Origin of the sequence: Rhodococcus sp. NPDC057014 (assembly GCF_042673295.1) — a bacterium.
GTDB lineage: Bacteria > Actinomycetota > Actinomycetes > Mycobacteriales > Mycobacteriaceae > Rhodococcus_F.
Map to the genome: position 1 here is coordinate 1 of NZ_JBHUSF010000125.1, position 23771 is coordinate 23771.

Annotated in this window: 19 protein-coding genes; 13 read left to right on the plus strand and 6 right to left on the minus strand. The window is 67.8% G+C overall.

Annotated features, from left to right (window positions below):
* The 4 genes from ACFTZB_RS23205 to rox all read left to right on the plus strand — a co-directional run.
* The coding region (locus ACFTZB_RS23205) for a flavin reductase family protein (RefSeq protein ID WP_378434400.1) at window positions 1–395 on the plus strand (395 nt) is incomplete at its 5' end.
* A gap of 225 nt (window positions 396–620) precedes the next feature.
* Entirely contained in the window at window positions 621–1127 is a 507-nt protein-coding gene (locus ACFTZB_RS23210; protein WP_378434402.1) for a hypothetical protein, read from the plus strand.
* A 472-nt stretch (window positions 1128–1599) separates the two neighbouring features.
* Window positions 1600–2313, plus strand: coding sequence for a GntR family transcriptional regulator (locus tag ACFTZB_RS23215; protein WP_378434404.1), 714 nt, complete (start codon window positions 1600–1602; stop codon window positions 2311–2313).
* A gap of 10 nt (window positions 2314–2323) precedes the next feature.
* Window positions 2324–3763: a rifampin monooxygenase gene (gene rox, locus ACFTZB_RS23220; RefSeq protein WP_378434406.1), complete on the plus strand. Its 1440-nt coding sequence runs from the start codon at window positions 2324–2326 to the stop codon at window positions 3761–3763.
* An 87-nt stretch (window positions 3764–3850) separates the two neighbouring features.
* Here the strand turns inward: rox and ACFTZB_RS23225 are convergent, their stop codons facing one another.
* The 5 genes from ACFTZB_RS23225 to ACFTZB_RS23245 all read right to left on the minus strand — a co-directional run bounded on the left by ACFTZB_RS23225 (window position 3851) and on the right by ACFTZB_RS23245 (window position 9769).
* Window positions 3851–4999: an ABC transporter ATP-binding protein gene (locus ACFTZB_RS23225; RefSeq protein ID WP_378434408.1), complete on the minus strand. Its 1149-nt coding sequence runs from the start codon at window positions 4997–4999 to the stop codon at window positions 3851–3853.
* Between the two features lie 12 nt (window positions 5000–5011).
* Window positions 5012–6784, minus strand: a complete 1773-nt coding sequence (locus ACFTZB_RS23230) for an ABC transporter permease (RefSeq protein ID WP_378434410.1) — start codon at window positions 6782–6784, stop codon at window positions 5012–5014.
* 73 nt (window positions 6785–6857) lie between these two features.
* Window positions 6858–7919 carry an extracellular solute-binding protein gene (locus ACFTZB_RS23235; protein WP_378434412.1) on the minus strand — a complete coding sequence of 354 codons (1062 nt, stop codon included), beginning with the start codon at window positions 7917–7919 and terminating at the stop codon, window positions 6858–6860.
* 5 nt (window positions 7920–7924) lie between these two features.
* A complete protein-coding gene (locus ACFTZB_RS23240) occupies window positions 7925–8809 on the minus strand; it encodes an amidohydrolase family protein (RefSeq protein ID WP_378434414.1) in 885 nt (294 codons plus the stop codon).
* Between the two features lie 54 nt (window positions 8810–8863).
* Window positions 8864–9769, minus strand: a complete 906-nt coding sequence (locus ACFTZB_RS23245; RefSeq protein WP_378434416.1) for a hypothetical protein — start codon at window positions 9767–9769, stop codon at window positions 8864–8866.
* Window positions 9770–9986: 217 nt separating this feature from the next.
* Between ACFTZB_RS23245 and ACFTZB_RS23250 the strand changes: the two genes are divergently transcribed.
* The 8 genes from ACFTZB_RS23250 (at window position 9987) to ACFTZB_RS23285 (ending at window position 17319) form a co-directional block, all read left to right on the plus strand.
* Complete coding sequence (locus tag ACFTZB_RS23250) at window positions 9987–10157, plus strand: hypothetical protein (RefSeq protein ID WP_378434418.1); 171 nt, start codon at window positions 9987–9989, stop codon at window positions 10155–10157.
* A 198-nt stretch (window positions 10158–10355) separates the two neighbouring features.
* A complete protein-coding gene (locus tag ACFTZB_RS23255) occupies window positions 10356–10928 on the plus strand; it encodes an SRPBCC family protein (protein ID WP_378434420.1) in 573 nt (190 codons plus the stop codon).
* Window positions 10912–11766, plus strand: a complete 855-nt coding sequence (locus ACFTZB_RS23260) for an HpcH/HpaI aldolase/citrate lyase family protein (RefSeq protein WP_378434422.1) — start codon at window positions 10912–10914, stop codon at window positions 11764–11766. The genes ACFTZB_RS23255 and ACFTZB_RS23260 overlap by 17 nt, the downstream gene beginning before the upstream one ends.
* A 30-nt stretch (window positions 11767–11796) precedes the next feature.
* Window positions 11797–12855 (plus strand): amidohydrolase family protein, encoded by a 1059-nt coding sequence (locus ACFTZB_RS23265; protein ID WP_378434424.1) that lies wholly within the window; start codon window positions 11797–11799, stop codon window positions 12853–12855.
* Window positions 12852–14504 carry a thiamine pyrophosphate-binding protein gene (locus tag ACFTZB_RS23270; protein WP_378434426.1) on the plus strand — a complete coding sequence of 551 codons (1653 nt, stop codon included), beginning with the start codon at window positions 12852–12854 and terminating at the stop codon, window positions 14502–14504. Before ACFTZB_RS23265 ends, ACFTZB_RS23270 begins: the two co-directional genes overlap by 4 nt.
* Window positions 14505–14547: 43 nt before the next feature.
* A complete protein-coding gene (locus tag ACFTZB_RS23275; RefSeq protein WP_378434428.1) occupies window positions 14548–15420 on the plus strand; it encodes a hypothetical protein in 873 nt (290 codons plus the stop codon).
* A gap of 35 nt (window positions 15421–15455) precedes the next feature.
* Complete coding sequence (locus tag ACFTZB_RS23280) at window positions 15456–16436, plus strand: 4,5-dihydroxyphthalate decarboxylase (protein ID WP_378434430.1); 981 nt, start codon at window positions 15456–15458, stop codon at window positions 16434–16436.
* Between the two features lie 31 nt (window positions 16437–16467).
* Window positions 16468–17319, plus strand: coding sequence for an amidohydrolase family protein (locus ACFTZB_RS23285; protein WP_378434432.1), 852 nt, complete (start codon window positions 16468–16470; stop codon window positions 17317–17319).
* Window positions 17320–17416: 97 nt separating this feature from the next.
* On the opposite strand, the gene ACFTZB_RS23290 is transcribed toward ACFTZB_RS23285, so the two are convergent.
* Complete coding sequence (locus ACFTZB_RS23290) at window positions 17417–20674, minus strand: protein kinase (RefSeq protein ID WP_378434434.1); 3258 nt, start codon at window positions 20672–20674, stop codon at window positions 17417–17419.
* 462 nt (window positions 20675–21136) lie between these two features.
* Between ACFTZB_RS23290 and ACFTZB_RS23295 the strand changes: the two genes are divergently transcribed.
* Entirely contained in the window at window positions 21137–23734 is a 2598-nt protein-coding gene (locus ACFTZB_RS23295; RefSeq protein WP_378434437.1) for a family 78 glycoside hydrolase catalytic domain, read from the plus strand.
* Window positions 23735–23771 lie beyond the last annotated feature (37 nt).

The following is a 23771-nucleotide window of genomic DNA, read 5'->3' on the forward strand; positions in this document are numbered from 1 at the left end:
CGCTGACCTCGATCAGTCTGGACCCGGCGATCCTGCTCGTCTCGCTCACCCACGGCTCCCGCACCACCGAGGCCGTGGAGGCCGCGGGCGCGTTCGCCGTCTCGATCCTCGGGTCCCGCCAGGAAGCACTCGCCCGGCGGTTCGCCACCCGGGGCGGCGCCCGATTCGACGACCTACCCTGCGATCGCAGCCGCTCGGGTCTGCCGCTGATCAAAGACGCTCTGGCCCAACTCGAATGCAGGGTCCACAGCGCCCACGACATCGGGGACCACCGCGTCTTCTACGGCGAAGTCGCCGACATGCGCTGCCGCGAAGGCACCGGCCTGGTGTTCTATTCGGGGCGGTTCGGCGACTTCCACGACTTCGGCCACGACGAGGTGCCCTGGTTGTTCTGATCGGCCCGCTGGGCACGTGCTCGCCGGCGCATCCCTCGTGGTGCGCCGGCGATCGCACTCTTGTGTCCGGCTCCGTCCCGAAGGGGCTCGTCACCTGATCGCGGCGGACCAGTTCGGGGGGGTGACCGAGGACCATTGCGGGACAGCCCTTCTGATGCAGGAAGACACCAGACGTGGGGTGCAACCTGTTCAAGGTTGTCGCGAGCGGGTGAGAGACTGCTCCGCGTGCATGCGTTCATCGACGAATCCAAGCGGGGCGAGTACGCCCTGTGCGCGGTGACGGTCGCAACCGGCGACCTCACGGAGCTGCGGAAGAAGATGAACGCGCTCCGCCCACCCGGACACACCCGCATTCACATGACCGGTGTCGGGAAGAAGCTGGCGCCGAAGATTGTCGCCGAGGTAGCCCGGCTCGAGGCGACCAGCCGGATCTATCTGATGAGTTCACGGAAGGTCAACGAACGCCAGGCCCGCGACGTCACCTTGGCTGCCGCGGTACGGGATCTGGCGCAGATTCCGGTGACGAACCTGGTCATCGAGTCGTGCGATCAGGACCACGAGGACAACCGCATCATCCGCAACGAACTCGGCGCCGCGGCCCCGTTCCGGTACGAACACGACCGACCCTCGAATCCGCTCTTGTGGTTGCCCGACGTCCATGCCTGGGCCTGGGGGCGAGGCGGCAGCATGCGCGCGAAGATCGCGCACCGCATCACCGTCGTGCGGGTATAGAAACACGAGAACGCCCCTCTAGGAGCGAGGGGCGTTCGTCGTATGTTGGTGGGCGCGCAAGGCTGGAAACCGCTAAGTGGGGCTGCCTACAGGGGTACTTACGCCCCGGAGACCTCCTACACGAACCACTTCCCTCGGCTACTGCCTCGGACATTCACATTATGTGTGTGCGGTTGCCTGGACGCAACCGCGAGAGGGCTTCCGCTTCCGCGGAGCGTCTCCATGCGATCACCGGCGGTCCTTCGTGGTCGGCTGCGGCGACCGTGCAGACATCGGACTGGGGCGTGAATTGTGCAACAATAGTGCACGTCAGTACGGACCTGATCGACTCAGGAAGGGAAGATTTTCATGCCCCCGAACTGCGTTCGCATCGAGCGCTCGACACGGTACGTTCGATGTTGTTGTACAACATGACGGGTGAGGCTCCGATGACGACGCTGCCCACTCGTCCCGGCGAGTCAGGTGACACACGATGGTGCTAGCTGCGGGCGCAGACCCGGACAACGAGGGCGGCCCCGATTCGGGCGCCAACCGGACGCTGCAGGCGTATCACGACCTGCGCGCCCTGATCCTCTCCGGTCATTACGAACCGGACTCCCGCCTCACCGAGTCGGGACTCACCACCCAGCTCCAGGTTTCACGCGGGACGATCCGTTCGGTGCTGGCGCGCCTCGCGCAGGAGGGCTATGTCACCACCGAGGCGAACCGGAGCGCTCGCACCCGCTCGTTCTCGGTGGACGAGGCGATCGAAATTCTCGAGACCCGCGCGGTCCTGGAGTCGGCGCTGGCAGCGAAGGCCGCCGAACGCGCCACCGAGGCGGACATCGCCGCGATGACCGAGACCTGTAAGCGCATGTGGGACTTGCAGGTACCCGGCGGACGCGAGGAATACTGGAATCTCAACCGCAAGTTTCACGAACAGGTCAAGCGGGCGGCACGGCAGGCCACACTCACCAGGTTCGTCGACAGCCTGCTCTATCCGCTCGTCATGCAGCAATACCGCGACGCGGACCGTCGCGCGAACCCGCGCACCGACTCCGTCAGGGAGCACGAGGCCATCCTCGCGGCGATCGTCACGCACAACCCGGAGTCCGCCGCCGCGGCCATGCGGCATCACCTGTCTTCGGCCCGGCGAGCACTTCAGCTGAACTTCCCGACGTCGGACGACCAGCTGCGGAAAGGATGAACGGGGTTTCATGACCGATGTGATCATCGCCGGCGGCGGACCGACCGGCATGATGCTGGCCGCCGAATTGCGACTGCACGATGTGGACGTGCTGGTGCTGGAGAAGGAGGTCGAGCCGAACGAACAGGTCCGTTCGCTCGGCCTGCACGTGCGCAGCATCGAGATCCTGGATCAGCGCGGACTGCTCGAACGGTTCCTCGAGCACGGCAAACAGTACCCGGGTGGCGGTCGCTTCGCCGGCATCGACAAACCATGGCCCGAACACCTGGACACCGCGCACGCTTACATTCTCGGCATCCCTCAGCCGGTCACCGACCGCCTGCTGGCCGAGCACGCCGCCGAACTCGGTGCCGACATCCGGCGCGGCAGCGAACTGGTCGGCCTGAGCCAGGATTCCGACGGGGTGACCGTCGAACTGGCAGGAACAGGGTCGCTCGGCGAGCAGGTGCGTGCGCGTTACCTCGTCGGCTGCGACGGCGGCCGCAGCACCGTCCGCAAGCTGCTCGGCGTCGGATTCCCCGGCGAACCCGCCAAGGTCGAGTGGCTGCGGGGCGAGATGGAAGTGACCACTCCGCCGGAGGAACTGGCCGCCATCGTGGCCGAGGTCCGCAAGACTCACAAGGGGTTCGGTGTCGGGCCCGCCGGGAACGGCCTGTACGGGGTCGTCGTCCCCGCCGCGAGCGTCACCGAGAACAGCACCGTTCCCCCGACGCTCGAGGAGGTCAAGAGCCAACTGCGAGCGTTCGCCGGCACCGACTTCGGTGTCCACTCACCACGCTGGCTGTCCCGCTTCGGCGACGCCACCCGTCAGGCCGAGCGCTATCGGGCCGGACGGGTGTTCCTGGCGGGCGACGCCGCGCACGTACACCCACCGCTGGGAGGACAGGGCCTCAACCTCGGGATCCAGGACGCCTTCAACCTGGGCTGGAAACTGGCCTCCGAGATCAACGGCTGGGCACCGGTCGATCTGCTGGACAGCTACCACTCCGAACGGCACCCGGTGGGCGCCGACGTACTGAACAACACCCGCGCGCAGAGCGAACTCATGTCCACCGAACCGGGCCCCCAGGCCGTGCGCCGTCTGGTGACGGAACTGATGGACTTCGAGGTCGTGAACCGATACCTGATGGAGAAGATCACCGCCATCGGGATCCGCTACGACTTCGGCGACGGGCACGAACTGCTCGGCAAACGGCTCCGGGACATCGGCCTCGGGAACGGGCGCCTGTACGAACAGATGCACCGTGGCCGCGGACTTCTGCTCGACCGGACCGGCAGGCTCTCGATCGACGGCTGGGCGGATCGGGTCGACTCCGTCGTGGATGCCGACGCCGAGTCGGTCGCGCCTGCCGTGTTACTCCGTCCGGACGGCCACGTCGCCTGGGCCGGCGACGACCAGACGGTACTCGACACGCAACTGTCGCGGTGGTTCGGCGCTCCTGTCGGCTGAGCACTGGCGGTGAGGACCTCCTCCCTTCGCGAGGAGGTCCTCGGCCGGCTCAGAACGACACACCGGCCGCCCGCTTCCCCGCGGCGGTCACGACCACAGCGCGACCGTCCATGCCGGGTCCAGGACGACGGTCACGTCGTCGCCCGGGCGAGCACGGAGATGCGCGTCGGCGTGCGCGCGGAGCGATACGTCCCCGACTGTGACGACCATCTCCTGGCGGTCGCCGAGATACTCGGTGGTCACGATGCGCCCCGGGAATCGGTTGGGACCGTGAGTTTCCCGATCCTCGGGGATGATACGGATGTTTTCGGGCCGGATGCACACGAACATTTCCCGGCCGGAGGTGAGCGGGGTCGGTGGGGTGGTGAAACGCTCGCACCGCACCACCCCGACGCTCGTCTTGGCGTCGACGACGCGGTCGCCGGAGCCCGCAGGCCGGTCGAGCACGCCCGGGATGAGGTTGGCACTGCCGACGAAATCGGCCACGAATCGCGTCGCCGGCGAGTCGTAGATCTCGCTCGGTGATCCGATCTGTTCGACCCGCCCACGATTCATGACGACGATCGTGTCGGACATGGCCAGGGCCTCACCCTGGTCGTGCGTCACGTAGATGGTGGTGACGCCGAACTTCTGCTGGAACGAACGCAACTCGGCGCGCAACTGCGAGCGCAGCTTGGCGTCCAGGTTGGACAGCGGTTCGTCCAGCAGCAGGACCTCCGGCTCGCACAGCAGGGCGCGGGCCAGCGCCAGCCGCTGCTGCTGGCCGCCGCTGAGCTGGGTGGACCATCGGTCCGCGTACTCCGACAGGCCCACCTGTTCGAGCATCGTTCGGACGCGACGCTCCCGTTCGGCGCGAGGGTACGTCTTCCGGCCGTACTGCAGGGGAAATGCGGCGTTGTCGAACACCTTCATGTGCGGCCAGATCCCGTAGGACTGCGGCACCATCGCGATCGGCCGGACGTCGGGAGACACGTCGCGTCCCGCCGCGGCGGAGAACACGGCTTGGCCGTTCATCCAGATCTCGCCGCTGTCGGCGGTCTCCAGTCCGGCGAGGCAGCGGAGGGTGGTCGTCTTGCCGCACCCACTGGGCCCGAGCAGGGTGAAGAAGCTGTTCTGCGGCACGGAGAAGCTGACATCGTCGATGACGCGGGTCACCTCGCCGCTGTGCGGGCGGGTGAAGTGTTTCTGCAAGCCGGAGATCTGCACGGAGTGGTCGGAACCAACCAGGGTTTTCATGTTCACGGCACCTCAGATGTGTTGTTGGAAGCCACGGCGGTTGACCCACCAGACGGAGACGGCGGACAGGGCGAGCAGGAGAACCGCGAGGGCGCTGGCCTCGGGATAGTTCGCGCTTTCACCGATCATGTCCCACAGCAGCACCACGACGGTGCGGTTGTCGGAACTGGACAGCAGCAGCGCGATCGGGAGTTCGCCCAGGGAGTTGGCGAACACCCACAGCCACGTGCTCGACACCGCGGGAGCGACGAGCGGGAAGACCACCCGGCGCAGCACGACGGCGTTGGACGCCCCGCTGACGCGGCCCACCTCTTCGAGTCCCTTGTCGAGTTGCAGCAGTGCCGTCTGAATCATGCGTGATCCGCGTGGGATGTAGCGGGTGGTGAACGCGATGATGATGATCCAGATCGTGCCGTAGATCGGGATGGGCAGATACAGGTACAGGAACAGCACCGCCATGCCGAGCACGACGCTGGGGATGGCGAAGACCAGGAAGGACAGATCGAACAGGCCCCTGCCGAGGCGTCCGGCGCGGGTCGAGGCCAGTGCCAGCCACAGGGCGAACCCGGCGGTCAGCGTCGCCGTGATCAGGCTGATCACCAAGGTGTTGACGACGGCGTGCGTCAGGTTCGGGTTGGTGAAGATGGCGCCGTAGTTGGCGAGGCTGAGCGCACCCAGGTTGTCGAAATTGATCGGCTGCAGGTACGGGGTCAGGCTCGTCCAGACCAGGGTCAGGATGGGCACGATGATCGCGACGAGAACGTAGAACGAGACGATGCCGGCGACCGGGATGCGCCACCGCCCCAGCCGCACCGGTGTGGACCGGTACCCCTTGCCGCCCACCACCTGGAATCGGTGGGACTCGCGGGTCTGACGCCGGTAGACGGCGATCATCACGAGGGACAGCAGGACGAGCATGATGCCGTAGGCACTGGCCTGGCCGTAGTTGGCCAGACCCGACGGCGGCTGCAGCGACGCCTGGATGAGACTGCTGAACACGAAGATCTGGTCCGGCATTCCGAGGATGGCCGGGATCGCGAACTCCTCGAGCGCGATGACGACGAGCAGCATGCTGGCCGCGGAAATCCCCGGCATCGTCAGCGGCAGAACCACTTTGCGGGTTCGCGTCCACCAGCCTGCACCCGACGTGGCCGCGGCCTCCTCGAATTCGAGGTTGAGCCGGGCGAACGTCGGCGCGAGCATGATGTACATGCCCGGGACACCGAAGATGCCGGCCACCAGGATCATGCCCGGCAGCGAGTAGATGTCGATCGAGAGCCCGAAAACTCGCTCGATGACGATGGCGATCGGGCCGTTGGTGGGGTTGGCGGCCAAGACCCAGGCCACCGCCATGACCGTGGCAGGCACGGCCATGGGGGCCAGCGTGCTCGGTGCGAGGAAACGGCGACCGGGGATGTCGGTCCGCTCGAACAGGTAGGCCAGGCTGACGCTGACGACCAGTGCCAGTGACACGGTGCCGACCACGAAGACGAACGAGTTGAGCGCAACGTCGACCAGGCGCTTCGAGGAGAAGACCGCGGTGAAGTTGGCGAGCGTGAACCCGGAAACCTGGAAGGGCAGCTTGGTCTCGCTGTCCTTGAGGCTGCTGAACAACAGCATGCCCAGGGGGAAGAGCATGAGATAGGCGACGATCGCGCCGATGGCGATGTTGACGCCGACCAGGACGCGGTCCCGGCGCTTGGGGTGGTGTACGTCGTCGGGCTGAGGGCGTACGTCGTCGGGTCGAGGGCGTACGCCGGTGGAGAGCTGGGTGCCGGACTGCATCGCTGAAGTCTCCAAGGGTGAGGGGATAGAGTGTGCCGCCCGTCACGGGCAGCGGTGGCGGCGGTGGGAGCCGTCAGTTGACGTTGGTACCCAAGGCCTCTTCGACCTCGGGGAAGAAATCTGAGAACTGCTCGTACTGCGCGATGTCGGTTTCGCTGAACCATTCGACGCCGGCGTCGCACAGGGCGCCGATGACACGGTTCGTGGCGGCGTCGGTGCAGTCCGTGTTGGTGGGAATGACCGAGTTGTACGTGTCGACCAGTGCGGACTGGCCCTCTTCGGAGGCGAGGAAGGCGGTGAGCAGGCGACCCGCCGCCGGGTGCGGTGCCCCGTCGGCCACGAACAGGTAGGACTTGTTGGCGTTCGTGGGGCCCACCGGTGCGACGGCGACCGGCGCGCCCTTCGACTCGTCCTCGAGCACGAGGTTGATGAGGTCGGTGCCGACCGGTGTCTGACCGGACACGACGAGTGTGTGGGCCTGCGTCGTGTTCTCGGTGTAGTGGGGTTTCAGCTCGGCCAGCCGGGACGCGTAGTCGAGACCGGCGTCGGCGCCGAGGGCCGGGTCCTGGGCCCACACGGTCATGAAGGACCCACGCGACTCGACACTGAGTTTTCCGCCGTTCCATCGCGGATCGAGCAGGTCGTCCCAGCTCGCGGGCACATCGTTCGGGGCCAGGGCGTCGGTGTTGTAGGCCCAGACCTTCGGTACCGCCCACACGTAGACGAAGTCGTCGGCGAAGATCTGGTCGCTGGGCACCTCGTATGATGCCCAGTCGACCTTCGCCGCCATGGACTGCGACGGCAAGACCGTGAGCCCACCTGCGTTGGACACATCGAACGTCACCCGGTCGGCGGCCTGCTCCACATTGAGCTGGGTGACCAGATCCGGAGCCTTCTTGTTCGTGTACCTGACCTCGATCCCCGGGTATTTCTTCTCGAACGCGTCGATCGCCGGCTTCATCTGAGCCTCCGGCTTCGGCGCGAACCAGACGACCTGCCCTTCGGCCTTGGCCGCCTGGTACAGCTCGTCGAGGTTCTCGGTGTCCGGAACGGGCGGCGGACCGCCGCAGGCGGTCAGGACGACGGCGACTGCCATGACCGAGGCCATGCAGAGCCTGCGCCGAAAGCGCTTCATAGCGATCAACATTCCTTCGCGGCGGTGGTGACGGAGCTGCCCTGGGAGAGCCCGTACAGCCGGCCGGCGGTGCCGCCCGCGATCGACTCCAGGTCGGATGTGTCGAGTGACGGCAGTTGCTCCCTGATGAGGTCGGCCAGATCCGACAACGATCCGGCCGAGGCGGGGAAGTTCGAACCCCACATGACGTGGGCCGCCCCGAACTCGTCGATCAGCGTGCGGACCAGCGGTGCCGCGGATCCGCTCTCACGCTGCGCGCGGAGTACGGCCGGCGGCGTGATCTTGACGAACACGCGGCCCGTCTCGCTGAGCCGGGGAACCCCGTCCACGCTCGGATACGGCGCGGAGTCCAGTTGCGGTCGGCCCGCGTGGTCGAGGATCGCGGTGAGTCCCGGGTACTGCTGGAGGAGCCCGGCGAGGATCGGAGCGTGCTGGGCGTGCATCTGGATGCAGACCGGCACCCGGCGGTCGGACAGGAACTGCCAGACCGGCGCCATGCGCTCGTCGTCGAGTCCGCGGCCGGGTGTCGGGACGGCGGTCGTTCCGTCCGCGGCACGGATGCGGACCCCCGAGAAGCCCCGCTCGTCGATCCAGTGGTGGAGGTCGTCGACCACCTTCGGGGAGAGGAAGTCCACCGAGCACACCCCGCTGAGGCGGTCGGGGTGCCTCGAGAGCTGGTCGGCTACGTAGCTGTTGTCGAATCCGTACACCGTGGAGGCCTGGACGACGACCAGGTGGTCGACGTCGGCGGCGTCGGCGGCGCGCAGCAGGCCGTCGATGTCGGTGGGCCGTTCCTGGGACCACGTGGACCGGTGGCCGCCGAGCGGATCTGCGGGGTAGGCATCGGTGTCGGGCGAAATGATGTGGGTGTGTGTGTCGACGCTGAACATCAGTACCTCACGACTGGTGGGTGGTAGCGGGCGGAAAGTGGCGAGCGAGCGCGCTCAGGCGAGGTCGCCGAGGTGCCGGGTGAAGTCGTCGAGGAGTTCGGCCACCGTCACGGGTGTGCGGATGACGTTCTGCTGCAACGCGTAGTCGATCGCGATCTGCAGACCGGCGACGAGTTCGTCGGTCACTCCGAAGCGGAGGGCGCGCACGCGGGGACCGGGCTCGGTTTCGGCGGCCTTGCGCGCCTCGATCCGGTCTCCGAAAGCCTGGTAGAGCGCCGATACCGTACGAGGTTCGGCCTCGAGGAGGTCCCGCCGGACGGTGAGCACGTGGTTGATCGGCACCGTCTTGTGCCGGGCGCCCCATGCCTCCTCGGCCTCCCGCCAGTTCGGGATGATCGGCACCAGCGGCCCCTGCGCCCCGTCGAGCGCCGGCGGACCGAGGACGGCGGCCACGACATCGCCGCGTTCGAGCACGTCGAGCACCTTGCCGGTCGTGCGTTCGACGTTCGACGGCTCGACATAGCCGGCGACGTGCGGCTCCTCGGTGGTCACCCAGGTGACTTCCTTGGCGTCGACGCCGAATTCCTCGTGCAGGATTCCGCGCACCCACAGACCGGTCGTCTGGCTGTAGGCCCGGACCGCGACCCGCCGGCCTGCCAGGTCCGCCGGGCTGATCTCGGCCGAGCCGGGCCAGCGGGTCAGGGAGTGGTGGTGGAAGTCGCCGCTGAGCACCACCGGCAGAAGCGCGATCGGGGCTCCTGCCTCGCGGGCCTGCAGATAGGTGGCGATGGCCAATTCGCTGAAGTCGTACCGGAGCTCACGCACCATGGGAGCGAACGCCTTGTAGATCGGATCCGCTGCCGCGAGCTCGACGGGATGTCCCTCGACGCTGAAGCCGGGTTCCGCGAGGAACGCCGTGTGCGGGTAGGACTTCGCCGCGATGGACAAGGTTGTGGACATGAATACAACTCCTCTGTTGCGTCCGTACCCGGGGAGTGCATGTGGTGTGCCTCCGAACCCGGGGAGTGCACTGGTGTCAGTGCGCCGATGCCGTCATTCGACCGATAAGTGAAAATCGGTTTTGTCTTACGGTTTCGCCCAATTTACGCGGGAGTGACGCCCATTACAAGCCTTTGAGGCTCAGATCGTCTAACAATTCTGCGGAAGCCGGGTCGAAGTGGGCGACGAAGGCACCGGGTTCGCGTCCGGCGGCGCGATCACGCTGGGACAATCGGCTCACCAATCCAAATTGTTCTACAAGATGAGCCCGATCGCGTCGGGCACGATGGGCAATCCAATGCCGGGAAAACAAGTTCTTGCTGTTCGGCGCACTTCGCTGCTAGTCTGACGACAGAAAGTTGTTAAACAATCTGAGAGCCGACCGGGGAGACTCGGATGACGCCAGTGCTATCTGGCGACCGGCCTGCTCGCTGCCGGCGAGGGCACGCCCTCCGACACCAGCTCGCTGATCGAGTCTCGCGAGTTTCCCCGAAGCGCCACAGTGGTCTGTGGTGGCTGTTCACGATCGTCAAGCGAGGACACAGTTGTGATAAAGATCGACGAAGCAATCGCCGTACCCGCGCCACCGGGGCGGGTGTGGGCCGTCATTTCCGACCCCACCGAGGTGGTGTCGTGCATCAACGGTGCCGAACTCGGCCAGTTCCACGACGACGGCTCGTTCGACGGCACGCTGGTCGTGAAATTCAGCGCGATCCGGGTGCGGTTCGGCGCCCGGATGTCGCTGGAGCTGGACGAGCCCGCCTGGGAGGGACGACTTTCGGCGCGCGGACGGGACGGGCAGGGCGCGACGCGGTTCACCGCGCACGCGAACTTCCGGATCACCGAGGACCACGCGGGCGGCGCACGGGTGCAGGTGACCGGCGAGGTAGCCCTCGCGGGCAAGCTCGCGTCGGTGATCGAAGCGGGCGCCGGCGCCGTGGTGTCCCGGATGACCAACGACTTCACGGACGAACTGGTCCGCCGGTGCGCCGGGGACACCGCGGTCGTGCCGGCGCCGAGCCGGCCGACCGTGTGGGCCCGCGTGCGCGCCTGGTGGCGCAGAACCATTCACAAGCGACAGAGCGAGCAGAGCGGAGTGGCAAGTGGCAAGACTCAATAGTGTGATCGGTGCGCTGGAATCGGGGCAGCACGCCTTCGCGGCGTTCGCGGCTCCCGAGCCGGCGGCGGCGCTCGACTTCGCGACCAGCGACTACGACGGTCTGGTGTTCGAGGCAGAGCACAAACCTTGGGACGCAACGACGTTGCGGGACAGCCTGCAGTATCTGCTCAACCGGCGACGGATATTCGAATCGGGCACGCTCGCCCCGTCGCCCACCCCGCTGATCCGAGTTCCCGTCAACGGTGCCGAACAGGGTCAGTGGCACGCGAAGCAGGCTCTCGACCTCGGGGCGTACGGAATCGTGTGGCCGCACATCAGCCGGGTCGAGGAAGCGCGCAATGCGGTCGCGGCCTGCCGGTACCCTCGCCTGCCCGGCGAGGAGCGGTACGACCCGCCGGGCCTGCGCGGCGACGCGCCTGCGGCCGCCGCACGGTACTGGGGCCTGTCCAACGACGAGTACTACGCGAAGGCCGACGTGTGGCCGCTCGCCCCGGACGGCGAGATCCTCGTCGTGATCCAGATCGAGGATCAACTCGGCATCGAGAACCTCCCGGCGATCCTCGAACAGGTGCCCGGAATCGGTCTCATCCTCATCGGCGAGGGCGATCTCAGCCAGGAACTGGGTGTGCCCCGTCAACTCGACCACCCGCTGATGGTCGAGGCCAGGAGCCGGATCGTGAAGATCTGCCACGAACACGACGTCGTGGTCGGCCACCCGCACGTGACGACGAGCAACGTCGAGCAGGTGCTCGACGAGGGCTACCGCTTCCTCATGTCCGCGCCGGTGCGCAGCTATCCCGGCCTGGAACTGGGCCGCAAACTCACCGGTCGCTCCTGACCCCGAACACTCACCTGGAGAAAAGCCTTCATGATCATCGACTGTCACGGCCACTTCACCACCGCGCCACCCGCGCTCGGACAGTGGCGCGAGCGCCAGATCAAGGCGTTCGAAGATTCGGGCGCGCGGGTCTCACCCGATGAATTGCACATCGGCAACGACGAGATCACGGCCGCGATCGAACAGGGGCAGCTCAAGCTCCAACTCGAACGCGGCACCGACCTCACGGTCTTCTCCCCCGGCGCCGGAAAGATGGCCCACCACTACGGCGACGAGCAGACCAGCCTGGTCTGGTCGCAGGTCAGCAACGACCTCATCGCCCGGGTGTGCGGCCTGTTCCCGGACCGTTTCGCCGCGGTGTGCCAGCTTCCGCAGTCGCCCGGCGACGCGCTGGCCTCCTCCATCCGCCGGTCTGCCGCGGAACTCGAGCGCTGCGTCGAAGAACTCGGATTCGTCGGCTGCCTCCTCAACCCGGACCCCTCCGACGGGTACTGGCAGGCGCCGCCGCTGACCGACCGGATCTACTACCCGCTGTACGAGAAGATGGTGGAGCTCGACGTGCCCGCGATGATCCACGTCGCGATGTCGCGTAACCCCGCCATCCAGGGCACCTGCGCGCACTACCTCAACGGCGACACCGCCGCCTTCATGCAGCTGTGCCAGTCGGACCTGTTCACCGACTTCCCGACGCTGCGGCTGATCCTGCCGCACGGCGGCGGCGCGGTGCCCTACCACTGGGGCCGCTACCGCGGGATGATGCAGGACCAGGGCAGGCCCCCACTGGAGGAATCGTTGCTGCGCAACGTCTTCTTCGACACCTGCGTCTACCACAAGCGGGGTCTCGAACTTCTCACCGACATCATTCCCGCCGAGAACGTGCTCTTCGCCTCCGAGATGATCGGCGCCGTCCGCAGCGTCGACCCGGAGACCGGGCGCCGCTTCGACGACACCAAGGCGCTGCTCGACTCCATCGACTCCATCAGCGACTCCGACCGGCAGGCGATCTACGGCGGCAACGCGCTGAAGGTGTTCCCGCGCCTCGCGAGCCACGTCCGGAACCACCACAAGCAAGAAGAGGTCGCGCAGTGAAGGTCTACGAAGCGCTCGCAGCAGCGTTCGCCGCCGAGGGCACCACCGATGTGTTCGGCATGATGGGCGACGCCAACATGCACTGGATGAATGCCCTGGCCACCCGTGGGACGCGCCTGTACGAGGTGCGTCACGAGGGTGCAGGTCTGAGCATGGCGCACGGGTACGCCCGCGCATCCGGTAGGCCCGGTGTCGTGACGACGACGAGCGGGCCCGGTACCGCGCAGCTGGCCACGTCGATGATCGTGGCGAGCCGGGCGCGCATCCCGCTGGTCGCGTTCTGCGGGGAGACGCCGTTGGGCGACGAGGGCGCCGTGCAGTACCTCGACCAGCGCCGGTTCGCCGCCGCGATCGAGTGCGAGTTCCTTCAGGTGATCAAGGCCGAGTCGGCCGCCGAAGTGGTGCAGCGCGCCTTCTACCTGGCCCGCACCCAGTCCCGGCCGGTGATGATCAGCGCCCCGTTCGACGTGCAGCTGCAGGAGTTCGAGGACGACATGCCGTACGTCCCGTCCACCGAGCTGCTCCGGACCCCCAAGCTGCTACCGCACCCGGACCGGATCCAGCAGGCGTGCGAAATGATCGGGGCGAGCAAACGAGTCGTGATCGTCGCCGGACGGGGCGCCCGCAACGCGGAAGCGGGCGAGCAGATCCTCGCGCTTCAGCGTCGCACCGGCGCCCTACTCGCCACGACGCTGCAGGCCAAGAACTGGCTCAGCGGCGATACCGAGTACCACGTGGGGATCGCGGGCCTGTTCGGCAGCAGGCTCGCGATGGAACTGCTGCAGGAGGCCGACTGTGTGGTGTCGGTGGGCGCGAGCCTCAATCACTACACCATCGAGAGCGGATACCTGTTCCCCGAAGCCCGGTTCATCCAGATCGACACGGCGCCGCACCTGGTGATGGGCAACGGTCAGGTCGCCGACTGCTACATGCAGGCCGACGCGGTCACCGCCCTCGATGCCCTGACGGGCGCGCTGGGGGTTCGCGGTATCGAGATGGAAGGCTTCCACACCCCCGAGGTGCACGGCCGGCTCACGGCCCCGCTGATCGACCCCGCCGAGTTCCGCAGTCAGCCGGGTCTGCTCGACCCGCGCGAGGCGATCTCGGTGCTCGACGCCGAACTTCCCGGCGAGATCGGGCTGGTGCTCGGCAGCGGACACCAGACGGACTTCGGCACCATGCTGTTCCAGCGGTCCCGCGAAATCACGTCGAACTACGGCATGTTCGGTGCCATCGGCCAGGCCCCGCTGCTGACCATCGGCACCGTCGTCGCCAACGGCGGCAAGCCGACGTTCGTGGTCGAAGGCGACGCGAGCTTCCTGATGCACCTGTCGGAGTTCGAGACCGCGTGCCGCTACGGCCTTCCGGTGCTCGTCGTCGTCATGAACGACGAAGGCCTCGGCGCGGAATACCACAAGGCGAAGGCCAAGGGCCTCGACCCGGAGCTCGCCGTCATCCCCACCCCCGAACTCGGCACGGTCGGAAAGGCACTCGGCGGCGGCGGCGCCACCGTCCGCACGACCGACGAACTGCGCGCGGCGCTGGCCGAGTACGTCCGCGACCCCCGGCCCACCGTGATCGACGTGCGCATCACCCGCGACGTGCTCAGCGTGCCCTACCGGCGCATGCAGTACGGCGAGGACGTATGACCGCGCGGGGACCGATCACGACCAACGAAACGAGGACTCGTCAATGAAAATCGTACTGGGCAGAGACGATCTCGCTGCCGTGGCCGTCGAGGGGGCCGCGGCCTCCGGTGCCACGCCCGAACGTCTCGACATCCGGCCCGTGCACAAGGCGTCGCGCGGTTTCGTGAACGACGCGGCGGCCGACGTGTGCGAGCTGGCCGTGGTGACGCTGCTGCAGGCGGCCGCGTACGACAAGCCCGTGGCGCTGCTGCCGATCACCATGCTCGGCCGGTACCAGCACCAGACCCTGGTGACACTGGGCGAACTGGACGTCGAGGGTGTGCGCGGCAAGAGCATCGGCGTGCGCTCGTGGAGCCAGACCACCGGGGTGTGGCTGCGCGGATTCCTCAGCGAGCAGTACGGCATCGACCTGACCGACATCAACTGGCAGACATACGAAGGCGGCCACGTCGACGGGGCCACCGACCCGGCGTGGGTGACGCGCGCCCCCGAGGGCGCCAAACTGCAGGCCGACTTCCTCGAAGGCCGGCTCGACTACGGGATCATGGGCAACGAACTGCCCTCCGACGACCGGATCCGCACCGCCATTCCCAACGCGCTCGCAGTCGCGGCCGAATGGGCCGCGCGCAAGGGTTTCGCTCCCATCAACCACGTGGTCGGGTTCAGCGCGGCGGCCGCCGACGAGGACCCGAAGGCGATACTCGCGGTGTACGACGCGCTGGCCGAGGCCGCCGGTCCCGCGGCCGGTCCGGTGAACCTGAGCCCCGTCGGATTCGACGGCCTCCGCGGGCCTGTCACCGACGCCGCCCGCTACGCCTACGAGCAGGGGGTGCTGCCGCGCCGCGTCGAATTCGACGAACTGGTCGATCGCACCTGCGCAGCGCTCGGGGTGACCGCGTCCCGGCTCGGCGGCTGAACCACTCGCTCCCTCTGCAATACGAAAGGCTGAACATGAACACGCTCTCGGTCGCACTCGGCGACTACCGGCACGTGCAGGCCCTGCTGGGCGGCGACGTCACGGTGAACGGCTACGAGGTGAACCCGGTCGAGGTCAACCCGATCATCGGCGCATACCGGCGGATGATCCGCGACCTCGAGTTCGACGTGTGCGAACTCGCGCCGACCTCCTACCTGATGGCGTTGCAGGCCGGGGTTCCGCTCACCGGCATCCCCGTCTTCCTCAACCGCCGCTTCCACCACGCCGACGTGCAGTGCGGTTCGGCGTCGGGAATCCGCTTCCCCGCCGATCTGAAAGGTAAGCGGATCGGTGTCCGCGCGTACACGGTGACCACCGGGGTGTGGATGCGCGGCATCCTGCGCGACGAGTACGGCCTCGACATCGACACCGTGAAGTGGGTCGTGGACGACGACGACCACATCGAAGGCCGGGCCCCCTCGAACGTCGAGCGCGTCACCGACGGCCGGTCGCTCGGCGAGTTGCTGCGGGCCGGCGAGATCGACGCCGCATTCAGCGGCAACGCCGGCACCGGACGTGCGGGGGCGCCGCGGGCCGGGTGGTCGGCGGCGGCAGAGCAACCCGCGGTCGAGGACGGGCCGTACCCGCTGTTCCCCGACCACGAGGTGCTCGCCACCGACTGGTACCTGCGCACCGGGATCTATCCGCTGCACTCGGTGATCGCGATCCGCAGCGAACTCGTCGACCGCGACCCGGGGCTGCCCACCGCCCTGTACGCCGCATTCGCCGAGAGCAAGCGCCGTCAGATCGAGGCCGATCCACAGTGGTCGGCGCTGCCGCGACTGGGCAAGCAGGCCAAGCAGATCCAGAGCGATCCGATCCCCTACGGTCTCGACGCCAACGACGCGAGTGTGCGCGCGCTCGTGAAGTACTCCCGGGACCAGGGTCTCCTCGACCCGGACTTCTCCACCGATCCCCACCAGGTGTTCGCCAAGGGCGAGTACCCGGACGCCTGAGCCAGCCCACCGAACGAGAAAGGTGTAGACCTTGGACATCGTCGACACCCACTGCCACATCATCTCCGACGACGTGACCCGCTACCCCCGGGCCCCGATCGGCGGGACCCAGTCGAGTTGGGCGACCACCCGCCCGGTCACCGCCGACGGCATGGTCGAGCGCATGGACGAAGCCGGGATCGGCCAGGCCGTGCTGGTACAGGCGACAACCGCCTACGGCTACGACAACTCCTACGTCCTCGACAGCCGTGCGCAGCAGCCGGACCGGTTCATCGTGGTGGGCACGGTGGATCCGTTGCGGCCGGACGCCGCCGACAACCTGGAGGCGGCGGTCGGCGACAACGGCCTCGCCGGGGTCCGGCTGTTCACCAGCGGCAGCACGGTGCCCACCCAGGGCGAGTGGTTCGCCGCGCCGGAGACGTATCCCTTCTGGGACAAGGCCACCGAACTCGGAGTCACGGTGTGCCTGCAGATGCGGCTCGGACCTGCGACCGAGCAAGTGCACCAGCTGCTGCGCCGGTTCCCGTCGGTCCGCGTGCTGCTCGACCACATGGGGTACCCCGACATCGCGGCCTCGCCCACCGACGCCGGCGAAGCGGTGGCGGAGCTGGCCGTCCATCCTGGCCTGCACCTCAAGCTGACCCACCGCAATCTCGAGCCTCTCCACGACGCCGGCGAAAAGGCCTCTGGTTTCCTCGATCCGGTGCTGGCATCGTTCGGAGCGCACCGGATCGCGTGGGGTTCCAACCTTCCCGCCGCCGAACAGTCACTGCCCGAACTCGTCGCCCTCGCCCACAAGGTACTGGCCGACGTACCCGAGCCCGAACGCCGCGAGATCTTCGCGGGCACCGCGCGACGGCTGTATCCCGGCCTGGCCGGATAGGGACTTTTCGCGAGAAACCGCGGATCTTGCCGGGGGTTCGGTTCCGTCGAGCCGAACACCCGGCCGGGGCGGGCCTCGGCCACGTCGGACCCAGCTGCTATTCGGTCTGCGCCTGCTCCACGACCCAGGCCGCGACCTGGGTGCGAGAGGTGAAACCCAGCTTGGCCAGGATGTGCTCCACGTGACCCTGGGCGGTGCGCGGTGAGATCACGAGGCGGTCGGCGATGGCCTGGTTGGTCAGGCCTTCGGCGATGAGGTCGGCGACCTGGCGTTCCCTCTTGGTTATTCGTGCCGGCGCGTCGGTGTCCGGTGCGGAGGTACCGGGCTGCGCCTCGTTGAGGGCGTAGGCGATGGCCGCGTCGAAGCCGAACTGTTCCCCTTTGCGGTGGGCCGCCGTGAATGCTCTGTCCCCGAGGTCCTGCCGGGCCTTCTCGGCGAATTCCGTCTGGTAGACAATCAGATCGGAATGGATGACCGCGGCACTGCCCACCGACCTCGCCAGCCAGTGCGCGGCGCCCATCAGCACCGCCGCCCGAGTCGGATCTCGCCTCTCGCACGCGATCCAGGCCAGCGCTTCGACGGCCGCTGCGGCGAAGCGGGGGCTGTGCACCTGCCTCGACAGCTCCAGCGATTCCTCCAGGTACCGCACTGCACGCTCGGCGGCGCCCTGTCGCCACACCGCAATCCCCAAGGCCCACAGCGAATGCGATCGGTACATCTTCTCGCCGTACTTCTCCGTGATCGCGAGGACCCGCTCGTGGCGTTCGACGGCCTCGTCGGTCTGGCCGGACAGTCCGTAGGCCAACCCCAGAAGGTAGAGCGCGTTCGTCTCGAGTGTGCGATCCCCGCGTGCGCTGAACTCCGCGAGTGCAGCTTCGAGGTGCGAGCAGGCGTGTGCGAGGTCCCCGCTGTAGAGGGCAAACGTTCCGTCGGCGAAGGAGACGAACGCGCGCATCATGGAGTCGCTCGTGTGCGCGGTGAGGTTTCGCGCCTCCGCCACGAGTGCGGCACCGGACTCGAGATCGCCCTGCACGTTCGCCATCACGCTGGCACAGTAGAGCGCCCTGATCCGGTCGCCCGTCGGCTCCCGGGGGCAGCGGGCCAGTAGGTCGGAGAACCAGCGCCGCCCCTCGCTGTACAGACCCTGGGAGGTCCAGAACCAGCGGAGTGCGGCGGCGGTGCGCAGGCCGGCGGCGGGATCGTCGTCGACGCAGAACTCCAGTGCCTCACGGAGGTTCGGTTGCTCCCGCTTCAAACGGGCGATCCAGTCCAGTTGCCGGGCACTGATCCACTCGGCCTCCGCGGTGAGGGCCAGCGCCTCGTACCAATCCCGGTGCCGACGACGCAAAGTCACGGTCTCGCCGGCCTGCTCGAGCTTCTCGTAGCCGTACGCGCGGAGCGTCTCGAGCATCCGGAACCGCACCACCGACCCGTGACCCTCCCGGATCAGGATCGATTTCTCCACCAGGGAGGTCAGCGTGTCGAGCAACTCGTCCGGGCCCAGTCCGTCGCCGCAGACCTGCTCGGCGGCATCGAGTTCGACGCTGCCGGCGAAGACCGACAGCCGTCCCCACACCAGTTGCTCACCGGCGGTGCACAGTTCGAAACTCCAGTCCACCGACAACCGCAGGGTCTGCTGCCGCGTCGGCGCACCCCGGCTGCCGCGCGACAACAGACCGCAGCGGTCGGTCAGCCGCCCCAGGATCTGCTCGGGCGACATCGCCCGCAACCGGGCCGCGGCCAGTTCGATCGGCAACGGCAACCCGTCCAATCGGTGACAGATCCCCGCCACCGCCGCCGCGTTCTCCTCCGTCAGCGCGAACCCGGGAACCGCGGCCGCGGCGCGTTCGGCGAACAGGGTCACCGCATCGTATTTCGGTAATCCCCGCAACGAGGGCCTGCGATCGGGTTCCGGCACCGCCAGCGGCGGCACCTGCAGCACCGCTTCCCCACCGATGCCGAGGGATTCGCGGCTGGTCGCGAGAATCCGCAGCGCCGGGCACACCCGCAACAGCGTCTCGGCCAGCCCGGCCACCGCGTCCACCAGGTGCTCACAGTTGTCGAGAACCAACAACAGTTCCCTGGAGGCAAGGAACTCGATCAGCACCTCACGCAGCGGCCGCGCCGAATGATCCCGCACCCCCACCGCCGCGGCCACCGCGTCCACCAAAGACGACCCGTCACGCAGTTCACCCAACTCGACCAGCCGCGCACCATCGTCGTAGTCGCGCTGCACTGCCGACGCCACCCGCATCGCCAGCCGCGTCTTGCCGACCCCTCCGATCCCGGTCAACGTCACCAGCCGCGACCCGGCCAGCAGATTCTTCGCCTCGGTGAGCTCGTGCCGGCGCCCCACGAAACTCGTCAGCTCCAAGAGAAGGTTGCCCGTCACACCGCTCGCTGGTGTGCCGCCCCGCGGTCCGTGCCCGCGGTCCTGAACCTGCGCCTCGGGTTCCGTGCGGAGGGCCATGTCGTCGACCGGAAGACCGCGATCGAGTTGAATCCGCCGCAGTTCCTCCCCGAAATCGGCGGCCGTCGCCGGACGTTCACCGGGGCTGCGGGACATCGCCCGGGCGATCACGTCGGACACGTCGTCCGGGATCCCGTGCTCCCGCAGGTCGGGCACGGGCTGGGTGGTGATGCGCAGGAATTGCGCGACCACCTGCTCCCCACTGCGGCGCTCGAACGCGGCGTGGCCGGTGAGAGCACTGAACAGCGTCGCCCCGAGACCGTAGACGTCGGCGGCCGGGCTCGGCGGGTCGCCCTGGAGAACCTCCGGCGCGGTGTAGGCGGGCGACCCGGTGACCGCGCCGGTCGCGGTCTCGAAACCGCCGCTGATGTGCGCGATACCGAAGTCCGTCAACTCCGGTTCGCCGTAATCGGTGAGCAGGATGTTCGCGGGTTTGATATCCCGGTGCAGGATGCCGAGCCGGTGCGCGGTCTCGACCGCGCCGGCGACCTTCACCCCCAGCCGCAGCACCTCGTCCAGTTCGAGGGGACCGTCCTTGCGGACCCGGGCCTCCAGCGACCCGTGCGGGTGATACGGCATCACGAGGTAGGGAACGCCGCTGTCGGTGGCTCCGACCTGCAGGACGCCCACGATGTTCGGATGACCGGTGAGCCGGCCCATCGCCCGCTGCTCCCGGAAGAACCGGGCCTTGTTCTCCTCGTCGAGATCGACGGTGAGCACCTTCACCGCCACCGTGCGATCCAGATCCGCCTGCGTGCAGCGGTAGACCACTCCGAAGCCGCCGCGTCCGATCTCCTCGGCGTCGTCGAAACCGGCCGCACTCAGCTCCGACGCCACGACGGGGACGACGTACCGCTGCGTGTCGAGCGGATCACCTTCACCCATCGGACGGACCACTCACCCCGTCGGCTCGTGCCGCCGCGCACTGGTTCCGACGGCACGACCAGAGCACAGATACAACCGTGGACTCGCCTCTCGATGGCGTCCAATCGAGGATATCGTCGAGCGGCGCACGCTGGTGGGATGCGATGTTCGGAAGATGCCATATTCCATCCCCGCGAGGCAGTCGGTGTACTTGCTTGCCTCGTCGGGCATAGAAGTTCTGGCGTGACGGTGCATCCGGCTGCGGTCGGACATCGCTCGACCGGCTTGGCCAGATCGCCGTTCCACGGCTTCGGCGAACGCACCGGTGAGGATGTGGCCATCGCTGGGATGTTGCAGGCGGTGTCGAATGCCGATTGCCGGGCCCTGCTGGTTCTGCGCTCACCCAAACCTGGACCGTTGACTTGTGACGTGGGCTACACTTAGCCTTAACCAAAATGAATCGTTTCATTAGGAGGATCGCGCATGCGCCCCACAGCGCCCACATTCGAGCATCACCGCGACGCGTTGGGAATCGGCGAGACCAGACCCCGCCTGTCGTGGAAGCTGTCCGGGGCCCCGGACGCGTGGTCGCAGACGCGGTACGAGATTGAGGTAGACGACCACCAGGCAAAGCCAGTCAGGTACGCCCGGCAGTCGGCGGAGCAGGTGCTGGTGCCGTGGCCGGCCGCGCCCTTGACCTCTCGGGAGCGTCGGTCGGTCCGGGTTCGCGTCTGCGGGTCCGCATCCGATTCGACCGCGCAGTGGTCCGAGTGGAGCGTTTCAACTTCGGTGGAAGCGGGCCTGCTCGACCCCGAGGACTGGTCGGCGACGATGGTGACCCAGGACTGGGATGAGGATTCGGCGACCGATTGCGCCCCGCCGTTGCTGCGCGGTGTGGTGCACCTGTCCGGCGCACCGGTGCGTGCGCGTCTGTATGCCACGGCCCATGGACTCTACGAACTCGAGGTCAACGGCCGTCGCGTGGGCGATGCCGCGTTGGCGCCGGGTTGGACCTCGTACGACCACCGGCTGCGGTATCAGACCTACGATGTCACCGACCTGCTCGAGGGCGGGGAGAACGTCGTCGGGGCCCTCACCGCCGACGGGTGGTATCGCGGCCGCTACGGGTTCAACGGCGGCACCCGCAACCTGTACGGCGACCGGATCGGTCTGCTCGCCCAGCTCGAGGTCACCTACGGGGACGGCACCACCCAGGTGTTCGGCACAGACACCAGCTGGCGGTCGGCGACCGGGCCGATCGGCCTGGCGAGCCTGTACGACGGCGAACGGTACGACGGCCGCGCCGAAGAGCAGGGCTGGTCCGCACCGGGTTTCGACGACAGCGCCTGGCGCGGCGTCCGGCCGGCCCACCGCGATCCGGCCACTCTCGTCGCACCGATCGGACCACCGGTCCGGTGCACCGAAGAAGTGCAGCCGGTGCGCGTCTTCACGTCCCCGTCGGGGAAGACGATCCTCGATTTCGGGCAGAACCTGGTCGGCCGCCTGCGAATTCGCATCCAAGGCGAGCGGGGACACACGGTCCGACTGCGCCACGCCGAGGTGCTGCAAGACGGCGAGCTGTATACCCGGCCCATGCGCCAGGCTGCCGCCACCGACGAATACACCCTCGGTGGCGACGGCACCGCGACTTGGGAGCCGCGGTTCACCATCCACGGGTTCCGCTACGCCGAGGTCACCGGCTGGCCCGGTGAGATCGCAGCCGGCGACATCGTCGCCCGCGTCTATCACACCGATATGACCCGCACCGGCTGGTTCGAATGCTCCGACGAGGGTCTGAACCGGCTGCACGAGAACGTCCGCTGGAGCATGCGCGGCAACTTCGTCGACATCCCCACCGACTGCCCCCAGCGTGACGAACGGCTCGGGTGGACCGGCGACATCCAGGTATTCGCACCTACGGCGAGTTTCCTCTACGACTGCGCCGGCATGTTGTCGTCCTGGTTGGCGGACGTGGCCATCGAGCAGGAACCCGACGGCACCGTGCCGTGGTACGTGCCCAACATCCCCGGCGGGAAGACGTGGACCCCGAACCGGCCCGGTGCCGTGTGGGGAGATGTCACGGTCCTGACCCCGCACGACCTCTACACCCGTTTCGGCGATACCGGGGTGCTGCGTGCCCAGTACGAGAGCGGGAAGAAGTGGATCGAGTTGGTCGACCGGCTCGCCGGCCCCGACCATCTGTGGAACGAGGGATTCCAGCTCGGTGACTGGCTCGATCCCGATGCACCCCCGCAGGATCCGGCCGACGCCAAGTCCGACCGCTACCTCGTCGCGACCGCGTACTTCGCGCACTCGACCACTCGACTCGCCGAAATCGCCGCACTGCTCGGGGAAAAGACCGACGCGCAGCGCTTCCACAGGCTGGCCGAATCGACCCGCACCGCCTTCTGGGACGCATACGGGCGCTCGGACGGGCGCACCACTGACGACGCGGCGGCCTCGTACTCGCTGGCGCTGGTGTTCGACCTCGTACCGGCCGAGCACCGGGCGGCTGCGGGCGCGCGGCTCGCCGAACTCGTCGCCGAGTCCGACTACCGCATCTCGACCGGATTCGCGGGCACCCCGGTGATCGCGGACGCACTCACCTCGACCGGTCACCTCGACACCGCCTACCGGTTGGTGCTCCAGCGCGAGTGCCCGTCGTGGCTGTACGCGGTGGAGATGGGCGGCACCACCATCTGGGAACGCTGGGACTCGATGCTCCCGGACGGCTCCGTGAACCCCGGCGAGATGACCTCGTTCAATCACTACGCACTCGGCGCCGTCGCGGACTGGCTGCACCGGGTGGTCGGCGGTCTTCACGCCCTCGACCCCGGCTACCGACGCATCCGGATCGCCCCACGCCCGGGCGGCGGCCTGACCTCGTGCACCGTGCGGCACGAGACCCCGTACGGGCCCGCCGAGGTGTCCTGGACGCTGCGCGGTGACACCCTCACCGCCCGCGCCACGATCCCCACCGGCACGTCGGCCGTGGTCGACCTCCCGGGCACCACGTCCTTCACCGTCGGCTCGGGCACGCACGAGTTCGTCGCGGACCTGTCCCCCGCCGCCGTCGGATAGACCTCGGAACCTCGGCCTCTCACACCCGCCTTGGGGC